The sequence below is a fragment of the Microbacterium hominis NBRC 15708 genome (assembly GCF_001592125.1).
Classification (GTDB): Bacteria; Actinomycetota; Actinomycetes; order Actinomycetales; family Microbacteriaceae; genus Microbacterium; species Microbacterium hominis.
In genome coordinates this window covers 14338-28020 of record NZ_BCWI01000021.1, presented here as the reverse complement: position 1 = coordinate 28020, position 13683 = coordinate 14338, and the positions used below count along the sequence as shown (strand labels likewise).

10 protein-coding genes are annotated in these 13683 nt (G+C 71.2%); 4 read left to right on the top strand and 6 right to left on the bottom strand.

The genetic code is table 11. The features are described from left to right. The first annotated feature begins 15 nt into the window (after positions 1 to 15). The gene (gene dxr / locus MHO01S_RS14040; RefSeq protein ID WP_060960500.1) at positions 16 to 1098 is read left to right on the top strand and encodes a 1-deoxy-D-xylulose-5-phosphate reductoisomerase; all 1083 of its coding nucleotides are present in this window, start codon (positions 16 to 18) and stop codon (positions 1096 to 1098) included. A 156-nt stretch (positions 1099 to 1254) separates the two neighbouring features. Here the strand turns inward: dxr and pflA are convergent, their stop codons facing one another. The 5 genes from pflA to MHO01S_RS14015 all read right to left on the bottom strand — a co-directional run bounded on the left by pflA (position 1255) and on the right by MHO01S_RS14015 (position 7819). Beyond that, positions 1255 to 2181 carry a pyruvate formate-lyase-activating protein gene (gene pflA / locus MHO01S_RS14035; protein ID WP_060960499.1) on the bottom strand — a complete coding sequence of 309 codons (927 nt, stop codon included), beginning with the start codon at positions 2179 to 2181 and terminating at the stop codon, positions 1255 to 1257. A gap of 22 nt (positions 2182 to 2203) precedes the next feature. Next, positions 2204 to 4465: a formate C-acetyltransferase gene (pflB, locus tag MHO01S_RS14030; RefSeq protein ID WP_060960498.1), complete on the bottom strand. Its 2262-nt coding sequence runs from the start codon at positions 4463 to 4465 to the stop codon at positions 2204 to 2206. 194 nt (positions 4466 to 4659) lie between these two features. After that, on the bottom strand, positions 4660 to 6309 hold the full coding sequence (locus tag MHO01S_RS14025; protein ID WP_061782505.1) for a Mur ligase family protein: 1650 nt from the start codon (positions 6307 to 6309) through the stop codon (positions 4660 to 4662). A 130-nt stretch (positions 6310 to 6439) separates the two neighbouring features. Further along, positions 6440 to 7141, bottom strand: a complete 702-nt coding sequence (locus tag MHO01S_RS14020; RefSeq protein WP_061782491.1) for a DUF1775 domain-containing protein — start codon at positions 7139 to 7141, stop codon at positions 6440 to 6442. Positions 7142 to 7228: 87 nt separating this feature from the next. Further along, positions 7229 to 7819, bottom strand: a complete 591-nt coding sequence (locus MHO01S_RS14015; protein WP_255266105.1) for a hypothetical protein — start codon at positions 7817 to 7819, stop codon at positions 7229 to 7231. A gap of 71 nt (positions 7820 to 7890) precedes the next feature. Here MHO01S_RS14015 and MHO01S_RS14010 point away from each other — a divergent pair, with 71 nt between their 5' ends. Further along, on the top strand, positions 7891 to 9204 hold the full coding sequence (locus tag MHO01S_RS14010; protein ID WP_060960495.1) for a M50 family metallopeptidase: 1314 nt from the start codon (positions 7891 to 7893) through the stop codon (positions 9202 to 9204). A gap of 18 nt (positions 9205 to 9222) precedes the next feature. Here the strand turns inward: MHO01S_RS14010 and MHO01S_RS14005 are convergent, their stop codons facing one another. After that, the gene (locus MHO01S_RS14005; RefSeq protein WP_061782490.1) at positions 9223 to 11139 is read right to left on the bottom strand and encodes a chorismate-binding protein; all 1917 of its coding nucleotides are present in this window, start codon (positions 11137 to 11139) and stop codon (positions 9223 to 9225) included. Between the two features lie 231 nt (positions 11140 to 11370). Between MHO01S_RS14005 and ispG the strand changes: the two genes are divergently transcribed. Both ispG and MHO01S_RS13995 read left to right on the top strand, forming a co-directional pair. After that, positions 11371 to 12501, top strand: a complete 1131-nt coding sequence (gene ispG / locus MHO01S_RS14000; protein WP_060960504.1) for a flavodoxin-dependent (E)-4-hydroxy-3-methylbut-2-enyl-diphosphate synthase — start codon at positions 11371 to 11373, stop codon at positions 12499 to 12501. A 112-nt stretch (positions 12502 to 12613) separates the two neighbouring features. Next, entirely contained in the window at positions 12614 to 13681 is a 1068-nt protein-coding gene (locus tag MHO01S_RS13995) for a hypothetical protein (protein WP_060960493.1), read from the top strand. Positions 13682 to 13683: the final 2 nt, after the last annotated feature.

Here is a 13683-nt window from a genome sequence, read left to right as displayed (position 1 = left end):
CGGTAGGCTGACGGGATGCGCCGCATCCTGATTCTCGGCTCCACCGGCTCGATCGGCACGCAGGCGCTGGACGTGATCCGCGGACGGCGCGACAGGTTCGAGGTCGTCGGGCTCGCGGCCGGCAGCAGCGCCGACGCGCTCGCCGCGCAGGCGGCGGAGTTCGGTGTGGAGCACACCGCGCTCGGCGCGGTCGAGGCCGAGCAGCTCGTCCGCGACGTGGATGCCGATGTCGTGCTCAACGGCATCACCGGATCCGTCGGGCTGGGTCCCACTCTCGCGGCGCTGGAGTGCGGGCGCACGCTCGCGCTCGCCAACAAGGAGTCCCTCATCGTCGGCGGCGAGCTCGTCACCGCGCGGGCGGCTCCCGGGCAGATCGTCCCGGTCGACTCGGAGCACTCGGCGATCGCGCAGGCGTTGCGCGCCGGCGCGGCGGACGAGGTGCGCCGGCTCGTGCTGACCGCCTCGGGCGGTCCGTTCCGCGGTCGCAGCCGCGCCGACCTCGCCGACGTCACCCCGGCGCAGGCGCTGGCGCATCCCACCTGGGACATGGGCCGCGTCGTGACGACGAACTCCGCGACGCTGGTCAACAAGGGCCTGGAGGTCATCGAGGCGCACCTGCTGTTCGGCATCGACTACGACGCCATCGACGTCGTCGTGCATCCGCAGTCGATCGTCCACTCGATGGTCGAGTTCGTGGACGGATCGACGATCGCGCAGGCGTCTCCGCCCGACATGCGCCTGCCGATCTCGCTCGGCCTGGACTGGCCGCACCGGGTCGGCGGCGTCGGCGTGCCGCTGGACTGGACGCGCGCCGGCTCGTGGACGTTCGAACCGCTCGACGAGGACGCGTTCCCCGCCGTCGCGCTCGCCAAGAGCGTCGGCCGCGCCGGTGCGACGTATCCGGCCGTGTTCAACGCGGCCAACGAGCAGGCCGTCGACGCGTTCCACGAGGGGCGGCTCTCGTTTCCCGGCATCCTCGACACCGTGCGACGGACCGTGGAGGCGCACGAGGCGCCGTCGATGCTGTCGCGCGACGCCCTGACGGAGGCGGAGGCGTGGGCGCGCAGGAGCGCCGACCGGATCATCGCCTCCGCGTGAGGTCGCAGCCCCGGCCGTGCGCCCGGGCGGAGAAGAGGACCGGACCGCCCACAGGGGATGGGGGAGAGCGGTCCGGTCCGGGGCCCGGTCGTCGATGACCCGGCCGCGCGGCCGCGGAGGGGAAGCAGCGGTCCGCGTTCGCGAGAGGAGCCGACGTCAGTAGGTCACCAGGCCGTGCGCGCGGAACTGCGCGCGCACCCGTTCCACGAGGGCGACGGAGGGCGGCTCGGTGTCGGCGAGACGGTACTCGCGGCCGAGGGCGTCCCACTTGTCGCGGCCCATCTGGTGGAACGGCAGCACTTCGACGCGCGTCACGGCGCCGGGTCGGATCTCGTTGAGGGATGCCGCGTAGGCCGCGACCGCTTCGATGCCCTCGACGTCGTCCGTCAGGCCCGGCACGAGGACGTACCGGATCCAGATCTCGGGGCCCTCGGGGCGGGTGGCCAGGCGCCGACCGAAGGCGAGGGTCGGTTCGAGATCGCGACCGGTGATCTCCCGGTAGGCCTGCGGGTCGCCGCTCTTCACGTCGAGCAGGACGAGATCGACGTCGTCCAGCATCGCGTCCGACGCCGCCGCGCCGAGGTAGCCGGAGGTGTCGATCGCCGTGTGGATGCCGCGCTCCTTCGCGCCACGGAGGATCCGTGCGGCGAAGGCGGGCTGCATGAGCACCTCTCCGCCGGAGAGGGTGATGCCGCCGCCGGTGGCGCGGAAGACCGCGGTGTACCGGGAGATGCGGGCCAGCAGCTCATCGCTCGTGACGGGCTGGCCGTCCTTCATCGCGAGCGTGTCGGGGTTGTGGCAGTACAGGCACTGCAGCGGGCATCCGCTGAGGAACGTGGTCAGTCTCGTCCCCGGTCCGTCGACCGCCGTGACCAGCTCCCACGAGTGCACGGAGCCGAGGCGGCCCTCGCGCATCGCCGTGAGGCGTTCGTGACGGTCGACGTCGGAGACCTCGAGGCCGTCGACGCCGGCGCCCGTGCGCCGATGGGCGGGCGCCTGGAGGGGGACCTCCAGGCGCACCGCGTCATCGGGGAGGGAGGCCGGTACCGTGTTGCACGGGTGGCGGAGCATCGCCCTGGCCATGGTCCTCAGCTTCTCTCGGGGGTCACATCGAGCCGTGGAAGGTCCGCGACAGGACGTCCAACTGCTGCTCACGGGTGAGGCGCACGAAGTTGACGGCGTAGCCGGAGACCCGGATGGTCAGCTGCGGGTAGTTCTCCGGGTGCTCCATGGCGTCCTCGAGCGTCTCGCGGTTCAGCACGTTGACGTTCATGTGGTAACCGTGCGAGCCGACGTAGGCGTCGAGGAGGCCCGCCAGGTTGCGCACCTGCTCGTCCGTCGTGCGTCCCAGCCCGCTCGGCACGACCGTGTTGGTCAGCGAGATGCCGTCCTGCGCCTGCGCGTACGGGATCTTGGCGACCGACAGTGCCGACGCCAGCATGCCGTGCGTGTCGCGACCGTTCATCGGGTTGGCGCCCGGGGCGAACGGCTCGCCGGCGCGGCGACCGTCGGGCGTGTTGCCCGTCGCCTTGCCGTAGACGACGTTCGAGGTGATCGTGAGCACCGACTGCGTGGGCAGGGCGCCCCGGTACATCGGGTGACGGCGGATCTTCGACATGAAGCTCTCCACGAGGCCGACGGCGATCTGGTCGGCCCGGTCGTCGTCGTTGCCGTAACTCGGGAAGTCACCCTCGGTGAGGTAGTCGACGACGATGCCGCGCTCGTCGCGGACGGGGGTCACCGTGGCGTACTTGATCGCCGCCAGCGAGTCCGCCGCGACCGAGAGTCCGGCGATGCCGCAGGCCATCGTGCGCAGCACGTCCTTGTCGTGCAGGGCCATCTCGATCCGCTCGTACGCGTACTTGTCGTGCGACCAGTGGATGCAGTTGAGGGCCTCCACGTACGTCTCGGCCAGCCAGTCCATCGTCTTGTCGAAGCGTTCCATGACGTCGTCGAAGTCGAGGGGGCCGTCGCCGACGGGCGCCGCGACCGGCGAGACCTGCTTGCCGGTCACCTCGTCGCGTCCGCCGTTGATCGCGTACAGGAGCGTCTTGGCGAGGTTCACGCGGGCGCCGAAGAACTGCATCTGCTTGCCGACGCGCATGGGGCTCACGCAGCACGCGATGGCCGCGTCATCCCCCCACGCCGGGCGGATGATCTCGTCGGACTCGTACTGCACGGCCGAGGTGTCGATCGACACGCGGGCGCAGTAGTCCTTGAACCCCTGCGGCAGCTCGGGGCTCCAGAACACGGTCATGTTGGGCTCGGGGGCCGGGCCCAGGTTGTAGAGCGTCTGGAGGAAGCGGAAGGAGTTCTTCGTGACGAGCGGGCGCCCGTCCTCGCCCATGCCGCCGATGGTCTCGGTGACCCATGTCGGGTCGCCCGAGAAGAGGCTGTCGTACTCGGGGGTGCGCAGGAAGCGGACGATGCGCAGCTTGATGACGAAGTCGTCGATGATCTCCTGGGCCTCGGACTCGGTGATGAGCCCGGCTTCGAGATCGCGCTCGATGAACACGTCGAGGAACGTCGAGGTGCGCCCGAGCGACATCGCGGCGCCGTTCTGCTCCTTCACGGCGGCGAGGTAGCCGAAGTACAGCCACTGCACGGCCTCGCGCGCCGTCGTCGCCGGACCGGAGATGTCGTAGCCGTACGACGCGGCCATCTGCTTCAGCTCGCCGAGCGCGCGGATCTGCTCCGCGTGCTCCTCGCGCATGCGGACGACCTCCTCGCTGAACGGCGTCGTGTCGAGCCCGAGCTTGTCGACCTGCTTCGCGGCGATGAGCTGGTCCACGCCGTAGAGCGCGACGCGGCGGTAGTCGCCGATGATGCGTCCGCGGCCGTACGCGTCGGGCAGTCCGGTGATCACGTGCGAGCTGCGGGCGGCGCGGACGTTGGGGGAGTACGCGTCGAAGACCGCCTCGTTGTGCGTCTTGCGGTACGTCGTGAAGATCTCCTTCAGCGTCTCGTCGACCTCGTACCCGTACGTGTTCAGCGCGCCCTCGACCATGCGCCATCCGCCGTTGGGCATGATGGCGCGCTTGAGCGGCGCGTCGGTCTGCAGGCCGACGATGACCTCGTCGTCCTTCGCGATGTAGCCGGGACCGTGGGCCGTGATGCCGGCGGGCGTGTGCGCGTCGACGTCGTAGATGCCCTTCTCACGCTCGACGGGGAACATCGCCGACAGCGTGTCCCAGACCCGGGTGGTGCGCGCCGTCGCTCCCGTCAGAAACGAGGCGTCCCCGAGGTAGGGCGTGTAATTGCGCTGGATGAAGTCGCGCACGTCGATCGCGTCCTGCCAGGGGCCGGTGGTGAAACCGTTCCAGGCGGCGGGCTGCGTGTCCTGTGCGGAGGGGGTGACGGTGGTCATGATTCGCTTCCTCAGATCCTCGTGGGAGCGGCCCGTCCACCCATCCGTGGTCGGGTCGTGACCCCAGCATACGACCTGTGGTCAGACCACAACGGGACTGTGGAGGAAGTCGACAGGAGAAGCGCGCGAGGCGCCGCCCGCAATGTGGTCAGGCCACAAAGGGGAAGCGCCTCGCGAGAGAGCCCGAGCGGAGCTCAGAACGGCCGCGTCGGATCCGATGGTGTGATGGAGTCGGCGGGGTAGGGCACCGTCCACGTCGGTGCGGGGGCGGGCCAGCCCGCCGCGTCGAGCGCTCGGCGGGCGAGCTCGCGCGCCGAGTAGGGCGTGCGGACGCCGCGGATGTCGCGGTAGTCCTGGTGGCCGGGCCCCGCCCAGAGGATCGCGTCGCCGTCGCCGACCCGGCTCACGGCCTCGACGATCGCGCGCTCGGGCGGGGAGATCTCCAGGATCTCGGCGCGGGACATCGCCGCCCGGGCCCCCGTCAGCAGCGCCGCGCGGATCTGGTCCGGATCCTCGTGACGCGGATGGTGATCCGTGATGATGAGGATGTCGCTGCCCAGCGCCGCCGTGCGGCCCATGTCGAAGCGCTTGGTCGTGTCGCGGTCGCCGTCGGCGCCGAACAGCATCAGCACCCGCCCGGGGGTGACCCTCCGGACCGCGGCCAGCGTCTTGTCGAAGGCGTCCGGGGAGTGCCCGAAGTCGACGTAGACCGCCGGCCCGGCATCCCCGGAGACGCGCTGCGTGCGTCCGGGGACGGCGGCCTCGATGCGGCGACCGTCGAGCGCGGCGTGGATCCGCGACCATTCGTACCCGGCCTCGACGAGCATCACGATCGCGAGCCCCGCGTTGGACGCCATGTGCCGCCCGATCACCGGCACGGTCGTCTCCAGCGCCTGCCCGCCGGGACCCCGCAGCGAGAAGGTCGTGCCGTTCTGGCGTTCCGCGGAGATCTCCACGGTCCAATCGGCGGATGCCGGCACGGCCGCGATCGCCGGCGTCGTGATGGTCGTCGTCGGCACCGTCGCGGCGGCGACCAGCTGCGGCCCGTACTCCGAGTCGAGGCTGACGACCGCCCTCCGGCTGCGCTCCGGGGTGAACAGGGGAAGCTTGGCCTGGAAGTAGGTCTCCATGTCGCCGAAGTCGTCCAGGTGGTCGTGGGTCAGGTTGGTGAAGCCCGCGACGTCGAAGACGATGCCGTCCACACGGTGGCGGTCGAGGGCCTGAGCGCTGACCTCGTCGGCCACGGCCTCGACGCCGCGCTCGCGCATGAGGGCGAGGAGGGCGTGGAACTCGCTGGCCTCGGGCGTGGTCAGGCGCGACGTGATCACCTCGGGGCCGATGTGGCGCTCGGCGGTGGACGACAGTCCGGCGACCACCCCCATCTGCTCGAGGATCGCTTTCAGCAGGTGCGAGACGCTGGTCTTGCCGTTCGTGCCGGTGACGGCGAGGAGGGTCGGCAGGTCGCGGTCGGTGCCGTAGACCCATGCCGACATGGCACCGAGGGTGCCGCGGGGATCGGGGAAGACGGCCACCGGCAGCGTGGGAGACAGCGCCGCATCGCGGACGAGGCACGCACCCTCCTCGTCGGTGATGATCGCCGCCGCGTCGAGGGAGGCCGCCGCGCTCGTGAACTCGGCACCGTGCTGATGGGTGCCGGGCAGGGCGACGAACGCCTCACCGGGGCGCAGATCGTTGGTGGACAGCGTGATCCCGCGCAACACGGTGTCGCCGTCTCCGGCGCGCAGCTCTCCGCCGAAGCGATCGACGAGGTCGATCAGTCTCCTCTGCGGCGGCTGATCGGGGCGAAGCGTCGGGGGCAGGGTGCTCTCGATGTCGGGTGTCATGATCCCCCCATGCTCGCGCATGGAGTTATGTGAAAACTATGTGCCCTCTATCGCGGCTCGTTGAGAGCGGCCGGGCAACGGGGTCGAATCCGCCGCCCGGCCGCGGGTGAGAGGTCGCGCCGACCGGGGGTCAGGCGCGGCGTCGGAAGAGGGCCACGGCGAGGGCCGCGAGCGCCGCGACCAGGGCCCCTCCGCTCAGCCAGCGGGCGACGGGATCGGCGTCTGCCGGTGCCGCGGCATCCGTCGACGCGTGCGTGTCGGCGTCGGCGTGCTCCTCGGTCGTCGAGGCGTCATGGCCGTGCTCTCCGCCGTCCGCGGAGACGGCGCCGACCGCGACGACCGGTGCCGGGGCGGCCAGGTCGTCCTCGGTCTGTCCCTCGGCGGCGACCTCCGACCAGTCGGTCGATCCCGTCGCGCAGGTCTGCAGGACGGGGAAGGCGACCGACGTGTTCGCGGCGCTGGAGGAGAAGATCACGTCGAGGGCGACGGATGCCGCGACGCCCGACTCGACGGGGGTCACGGCCGTGAACGTGACGCTCGTGGGGATGCCGTCGGTGTTCAGCTCACGGGAGATCGTCCAGGCGCCGTCCAGCACGGGCTTCACCCCGTCGATGCCCTGCGGCACCGTGATCTTCACGGCGGTGGTCGGGGAGTCCTCGCAGCCGTGGCTGAAGGAGAACGCGAGGCGGGTGGTCGTGCCGGCCGACGATTCGTCGGGGGTCACGTGGACATGCGCGGACGCGGCCAGCGGGGCGGCGAGGACGAGGGCTGCGCCGGCGATGAGGCCGGCGGCGAGGCGGGTGCGACGGCGCGAACGGGTGGTGACGGTCATCAGGGTGCTCTTTCTGTACGTGGTGCGGCGGGATGCCGCGGTGACGGGGCGGCGCGTGCGCCGCGGGTGCCGCGTGTGCGGCGGTGCTCAGCGTGCGAACGCCGGCGGCCCCCGTCGACGAAGAGCGGACAGCAGGAAGAGCGGGAGGGCGATGCGCCGGTCGGTCGGGGCGGCGTGCGCGCGGGGACGCGGTCCGGGCGCCGTCACGCCGGTCCGGGCGAGGAGGCGACGGACGCCGCGCGCGATCATCGCGAGCAGTCGTTCGCCGTAGGCGACGAGCGCGATCGTCACGAGGGCGGCCACCAGGTGGCCGATCAGCATGGCGGCCGTCAGATGCCCGCCGGCGTGGGTCGTCGCGACCCCGATCGCGACGCCCGGCATCACGTGCTCGTGCCCGGCGGGGGTGACCGGTGCGGCGCCGCCGACGACGGCGAACGCCGTGTGCAGGGCGATCTGGGCCGTCGCGATGGCGGCCGCCAGCCGCGGAAGGCTGCGCCGTCGTCCGACCATCGCGACCGCGAGCGGCGCCGCCAGGACGGTCACGGCGACCAGCAGCCACAGCGACGGCGCGGCCCCGCCGCCGAACGTGTGCCCGGTCGAGGCGAGGGTCGTCGCGATCGCCGCCGCCGCCGTCCCGCGCAGGGCCCGCAGCCGGCGGGTCATCGGGCGTTCGGGCACACGTCGAGCCTACCGGGGGCCGGGGCGCGGACTGAGCAAACTCAAAGCGGTGGCGGGTAGCCTGTTCGCTCGTGACCGTCATCGCCTTCATCGTCGGCGTCCTGCTGCTTGTCGTGGGACTCGCCGCATCCATCGCCCTGCACGAGATCGGTCATCTCGTTCCCGCGAAGCGCTTCGGCGTCCGCGTCGGGCAGTACATGGTGGGCTTCGGACCGACGCTGTGGTCGCGTCGCATCGGCGAGACCGAGTACGGCGTGAAGGCCGTGCCGTTGGGCGGCTACATCTCGATGGCGGGGATGTACCCGCGGTCGCGTGCCCGCGCCGCGGTGGGCGGTGCCGCGGGCAAGGCGGGGGGCGGGTTCTTCGCCACGATGGTGCAGGACGCCCGCGCCGCCAATGACGAGACGATCGCCGGAGACGACAGCACGGGCACGTTCCACGCGCTGCCCGTGTGGAAGCGGGTCGTCATCATGCTGGGCGGCCCCGTCATGAACCTGCTGCTCGCGATGCTGCTGTTCGCCATCGTGTTCAGCGGGATCGGGGTGCAGACGGCCACCACGACGGTCGCCGCCGTCAACGAATGCGTCCTGCCGGCCGGCTCCACCCAGACCGCCTGCACCGCGGACGACCCGCAGTCGCCGGCCGCGGCGGCGGGCCTTCGCCCCGGCGACGAGCTCGTGTCGGTCGACGGGACCCCCGTCGCTACCTTCGAGGAGGCGTCGGCGATCATCCAGGCCGCCCCGAACCGCACGATCGACGTCGTCGTCCGTCGCGACGGCGTCGAGCAGACCCTGCGTGTGACGCCGATGCTCGCGCAGCGCCAGATCGCGGGTCCGGACGGCACGGCGGTGACCGCGGAGGTCGGCTTCGTCGGGATGACGGCCGCGACCGCCTATGTGCGCCAGCCGCTGTGGGACGGGCCCGCCGCCGCGCTGCAGCAGGCCGGCCAGGTCGCCGGCATCATGTGGCAGCTCCCGGTCCGGGTCTACCAGACGGCGTCCGACCTGGTCACGGGGGCGCCGCGCGATCCCAACGGCCCGCTCTCGGTCGTCGGCGTGGGCCGGCTCGCCGGAGAGGCGGCGGCCATCGACGCGCCCGTCCTCGACCGGGTGGCCACGATCCTCGGTCTGCTCGGATCGCTCAACCTCGCGCTGTTCGTCTTCAACCTCATCCCGTTGCTCCCGTTGGACGGCGGGCACGTCGTCGTCGCGCTCTGGGACGGACTCAAGCGGGCCTGGGCGAAGCTGTGGCGGCGGCCGCCGCCCGCTCCCGTCGACGCGACACGGCTCGTGCCGGTCACCTTCGTCGTCGTCATCGCGCTCATCGTGATGGGCGGCATCCTCATCCTGGCCGACATCGTCAACCCGATGAAGATCTTCGGCTGAGCGTCCTCGCGCCCCGGTTCAGGACAGCGCGTCGGCGATGAGGCTCTCGAGGGTCCGCAGCCCGTCGCGCGACAGGATCGACTCGAGGTGGCCCTGCACCGAGGCGTAGCCCGGCCCGCGGAGCGCGTAGACGTCGCCGGATGCCGGGTCGGCCGAGATCCGCGTCCGGCCGATCTCGTCGGTGCCCGGCTCGACACGCGCCGTGAAGGTGTTGTAGAAGCCGATGGACGCCGGCACCCCGAAGACGTCGACCGTCTTCTGCAGGCCCTGATGCGGCGCGTCCAACGGGGCCAGGGAGATGCCGAGCCGATCGGCGAGGATCTGGTGGCTCAGGCAGACGGCCAGCAGGGGGCGGCCGCTCTCCAGCCGGTCGGCCACGACGGCGCGCATCGTCCGGATCCGTGCGTTGGCGTCGTCACGCGGGTCGCCGGGTCCGGGCCCGGCCACCACCAGGTCGGCGGCCGCGAGGGCCGCGGCATCCGCGTCGTTCCACGGGAGGATCGAGACCGCGAAGCCGAGGTGGCGCAGCTGGTGCGCGAGCATCGTCGTGAAGCGGTCTTCGGCGTCGACGACGACCGCGGTGCGCCCGGAGTACGGTCCCGCGATCTCGCCGGCTTGCGGCTCGAGCCAGAACGACGCGAGGCGTTCGTTGCGCGCGGCCAGCAGTGCGGCGATCTCGGGCACGTCGGCGAGGCGGGGAGGCCGGGCGGCGGGCGCGTCTTCGTCGAGCGCGCTCGCCTCCGCGACGACGTCGCGGGCGACCGCGCCGATGGCGCCCAGCACGCCCGCGGCCTTTCCATGGGTCTCACCGACCTCGCCGTCGGGATCGGAGTGACGCACGAGCGTCGCGCCGACCGGCACGCGCAGCGTGCCGTCGACGAGATACGCCGTGCGGATGAGGATCGGCGCGTCGAGGTCGTGTCCGCCGCCGGGCGTGGGCGTGAACAGTGCGGCGACGCCCGAGTAGTAGCCGCGCGGAGCGCGTTCGTGTCGCTGGATGACGGTGCACGCGTTCTGCATGGGCGATCCGGTGACCGTCGGGGCGAACATCGTCTCGCGCAGGATGTCCCGCGGATCCATCGTGCTCGTCCCGCGCAGCATGTACTCGGTGTGCGTCAACCGCGACATCTCCTTGAGATGCGGACCGGTGATGCGGCCCCCGTCGCTGCAGACGGCGCTCATCATCTTGAGCTCCTCGTCGACCACCATGAAGAGCTCTTCGGTCTCCTTGGTGGACGAGAGGAACTCCGTCAGGGTCTCTGCCGTGGCCCCGCCGGCCGGGTGGCGGAACGTGCCGGAGATCGGGTTCATCGTCACCGTGCTGTGGCCGGGCCCGGCGGGAGCCCCGGCCTGCGCGCTCACGTGCGCCTCCGGGCTCGCCCCGACCGCGAGGTGGCCGGGGGTGGAGACGAGGAAGGTCCAGTAGGCGCCGCGCTCGTGTTCGAGCAGAGCGCGGAACCAGGTCAGGCCGGCGGTGAGGGCATCGGTGTCGACGGATGCCGTGAAGTCGCGCCGGATGACGAAGTTCGCGCCCTCGCCGCGACCGATCTCATCGGCGATGACGGTGCGCACGATCGCGGCGTACTCGTCGTCGGAGATGTCGAACCCGGCGTCGGCCAGCGGCACCGCCGCGGTGGGCAGCGCCGCCAGCACGTCGGCGCGGGGGAGCGTGGTGTGCTCCTCGACGACGAGGCAGCGCAACGGCGCGCCGTCGTCGTGGCACGCGAAGCCGCGCTCGACGACCTGCCGGTAGGGCACCAGCGCCAGCACCTCTCGCGGGACGCCGGTCGCATCCCTCAGCGGGATGTCGGCGAGCAGGGCGACGTCGACGACATCGCCGACGAGCAGCTCGACGGTGTCGGGATCCCGCGCGATCAGGGCGAAGGGGCGATCCGCGCGCAGCACGGACTCCAGGAGGGCGGGGCTCGGGGTCATCGCCGGGCCTTTCTTCAGGTCGGGCGGGCTGGGTTCGTCCGGGAACGAAAAGACCGCCTCGAGGGCGGTCTGTGGTCGTGGGTCGCGAGCACACCGCCTCAGCGGGTGGGCCACCAGGAGGTGTTCGCGAACATGCGGTCACGATATCAGAACCAACGGTGCGCCTCTTCGCACCGCCCCCGCGCGGCCCGTGCGGCGTAGGCTGGTGCAGTGCCAGCAGTGAACATCGGGATGCCGCGTGTGCCGGACGTCCTCGCCCCGCGCCGCAAGAGCCGTCAGATCAAGGTCGGGAAGGTGCTCGTCGGAGGCGACGCGCCCGTGAGCGTGCAGTCGATGTGCACGACGCCCACGACCAACATCAACGCCACGCTCCAGCAGATCGCGGAGCTCACGGCATCCGGCTGCGAGATCGTGCGCGTCGCCGTCCCGAGCCAGGATGACGCGGATGTGCTGCACATCATCGCGAAGAAGAGTCAGATCCCCGTGATCGCCGACATCCACTTCCAGCCCAAGTACGTCTTCCAGGCCATCGACGCGGGCTGCGGCGCGGTGCGTGTGAACCCGGGCAACATCCGCAAGTTCGACGACCAGGTCGGCGCGATCGCGAAGGCGGCGAAGGATGCCGGTGTGTCGCTGCGCATCGGCGTGAACGCCGGCTCGCTCGACAAGCGGCTGCTGGAGAAGTACGGCAAGGCGACTCCGGAGGCGCTCGTGGAGAGCGCCGTCTGGGAGGCCTCGCTGTTCGAGGAGCACGACTTCCACGACTTCAAGATCTCGGTCAAGCACAACGACCCGATCGTCATGGTGAAGGCCTACCGCATGCTCGCCGAGCGGGGCGACTGGCCCCTGCACCTCGGTGTGACCGAGGCCGGTCCCGCGTTCCAGGGCACGATCAAGAGCGCGACCGCCTTCGGCATCCTGCTCGGCGAGGGCATCGGCGACACGATCCGCGTCTCGCTGTCGGCGCCGCCGGCCGAAGAGGTCAAGGTGGGTCACCAGATCCTGCAGTCGCTGAACCTCCGCGAGCGCAAGCTCGAGATCGTCTCGTGCCCGTCGTGCGGGCGGGCGCAGGTCGACGTCTACACCCTCGCCAACGACGTCACCGAAGGCCTCAAGGACATGACCGTGCCGCTGCGCGTCGCCGTCATGGGCTGCGTCGTCAACGGCCCCGGTGAGGCGCGCGAGGCCGACCTCGGCGTCGCGTCCGGCAACGGCAAGGGACAGATCTTCGTCAAGGGCGAGGTCATCAAGACCGTCCCGGAGGCCGAGATCGTGGCCACCCTGATCGAAGAGGCCAACCGCATCGCCGACGAGATGGGCCCCGACGCCCCGCTCGGAACGGCGCAGGTCGTCACGGCCTGACGGCGGTCCCCCTTCCTCGGCGGCGCACCATATGCCGCCATCGGCATGGGCGTGACCAGATCGTTGTGGGCTCCGTTCGAGCGACGAATCGTGCGCGTGCCACGATGGGTTCATGGCCCCCCTTCCTACGTTTACCAAGGACGTCGTCCGGCGCGCGGCACTTCTGATCGCGCTGGCGGCGACCGTCGTGTCGCTGCCGGCTTGTGCGTCCGGCGGCTCTGTCGCGAGCTCCCCTTCGACCAGCGAGGCTGCGGCCTCCGCGCCCGAGAGCCCCACCCCCAGCTCGGCGATCGACACGACCGCGCGCCCCGCTTTCGGAGGCGACTGCGCCTCCGTCGTGGACGCGGCGCGGCTCTCCTCGATTCTGGGCAGAGAGCTCGGGCAGGCTTCCGAGGAGACCTCGACCGGCGTGCGTACGCTCGGGGGCCTGGAATGCGTCTGGCGGACGGGGAGCGGTTCGGCCGTGCGCAGCTTTGCCGCTCCCGTCGATGTCGTCCCGGAAACCACCCAGTCCCGCTACGGCAGCGTGGTCTGCGAGGGATACCTCTACGACGGTTGGGGGTGCCGGATCGCGGTCCGCAACGACACGACCTGGCTCCTGGTCACGATCGACGGCGAAGTGGGCGTCGAGGGGTCGGCGTCAAAGGCTCAATTGAGCGAGGACGCCGGAAAGCTCGCCCCGCTCTTCCAGGAGTCCCTGGCGGCATCGCCCGCTCCGCGAGCTGCGACCCCGAGCGCGGGATGGTGGGCGGCGCCCACCTGTGAGGACCTGGGGAGCCGACTCGATCTCGCGGGCATTCTCGACTCAGCCGATTTCGAGTCCGGGTATCCGTCGGGATTCGCCACCGACATCGCGTCGGAGCTGGCGATCGCGCGCGGGACGATGATCGACTGCAAGTGGTATTCCTCGTCCGCAGAGGGGATGACGGCGATCGTCATCACCGCCTATCCCGGCGCCGCGGATGAGTGGGAGCAACTCGAGAACGACCTGTCGTCGCGGACACCGGTGACGCCCGTCGTCGTCGCAGGTGCGCAGCAGGCGATCGAGGGCACCGGCGCCATTCGTCCGGAGAGTTCGTTCGTGGCCGCCACCGACGGGATCAACCTCATCCAGGTCGCGGAGGCGCCCCGCACCGCCGACGCGACGGCGTCCGTGATCGCCGCACTGAGCCAGGGCTGAGC

Coding starts and splice junctions, on each gene's coding strand:
- MHO01S_RS14005 (WP_061782490.1), bottom strand. CDS start 11,139: ATGACCCCGAGCCCCGCCCTCCTGGAGTCCGTGCTGCGCGCGGATCGC.
- pflA (WP_060960499.1), bottom strand. CDS start 2,181: ATGGCCAGGGCGATGCTCCGCCACCCGTGCAACACGGTACCGGCCTCC.
- MHO01S_RS14025 (WP_061782505.1), bottom strand. CDS start 6,309: ATGACACCCGACATCGAGAGCACCCTGCCCCCGACGCTTCGCCCCGAT.
- dxr (WP_060960500.1), top strand. CDS start 16: ATGCGCCGCATCCTGATTCTCGGCTCCACCGGCTCGATCGGCACGCAG.
- ispG (WP_060960504.1), top strand. CDS start 11,371: ATGCCGCGTGTGCCGGACGTCCTCGCCCCGCGCCGCAAGAGCCGTCAG.
- pflB (WP_060960498.1), bottom strand. CDS start 4,465: ATGACCACCGTCACCCCCTCCGCACAGGACACGCAGCCCGCCGCCTGG.
- MHO01S_RS13995 (WP_060960493.1), top strand. CDS start 12,614: ATGGCCCCCCTTCCTACGTTTACCAAGGACGTCGTCCGGCGCGCGGCA.
- MHO01S_RS14020 (WP_061782491.1), bottom strand. CDS start 7,141: ATGACCGTCACCACCCGTTCGCGCCGTCGCACCCGCCTCGCCGCCGGC.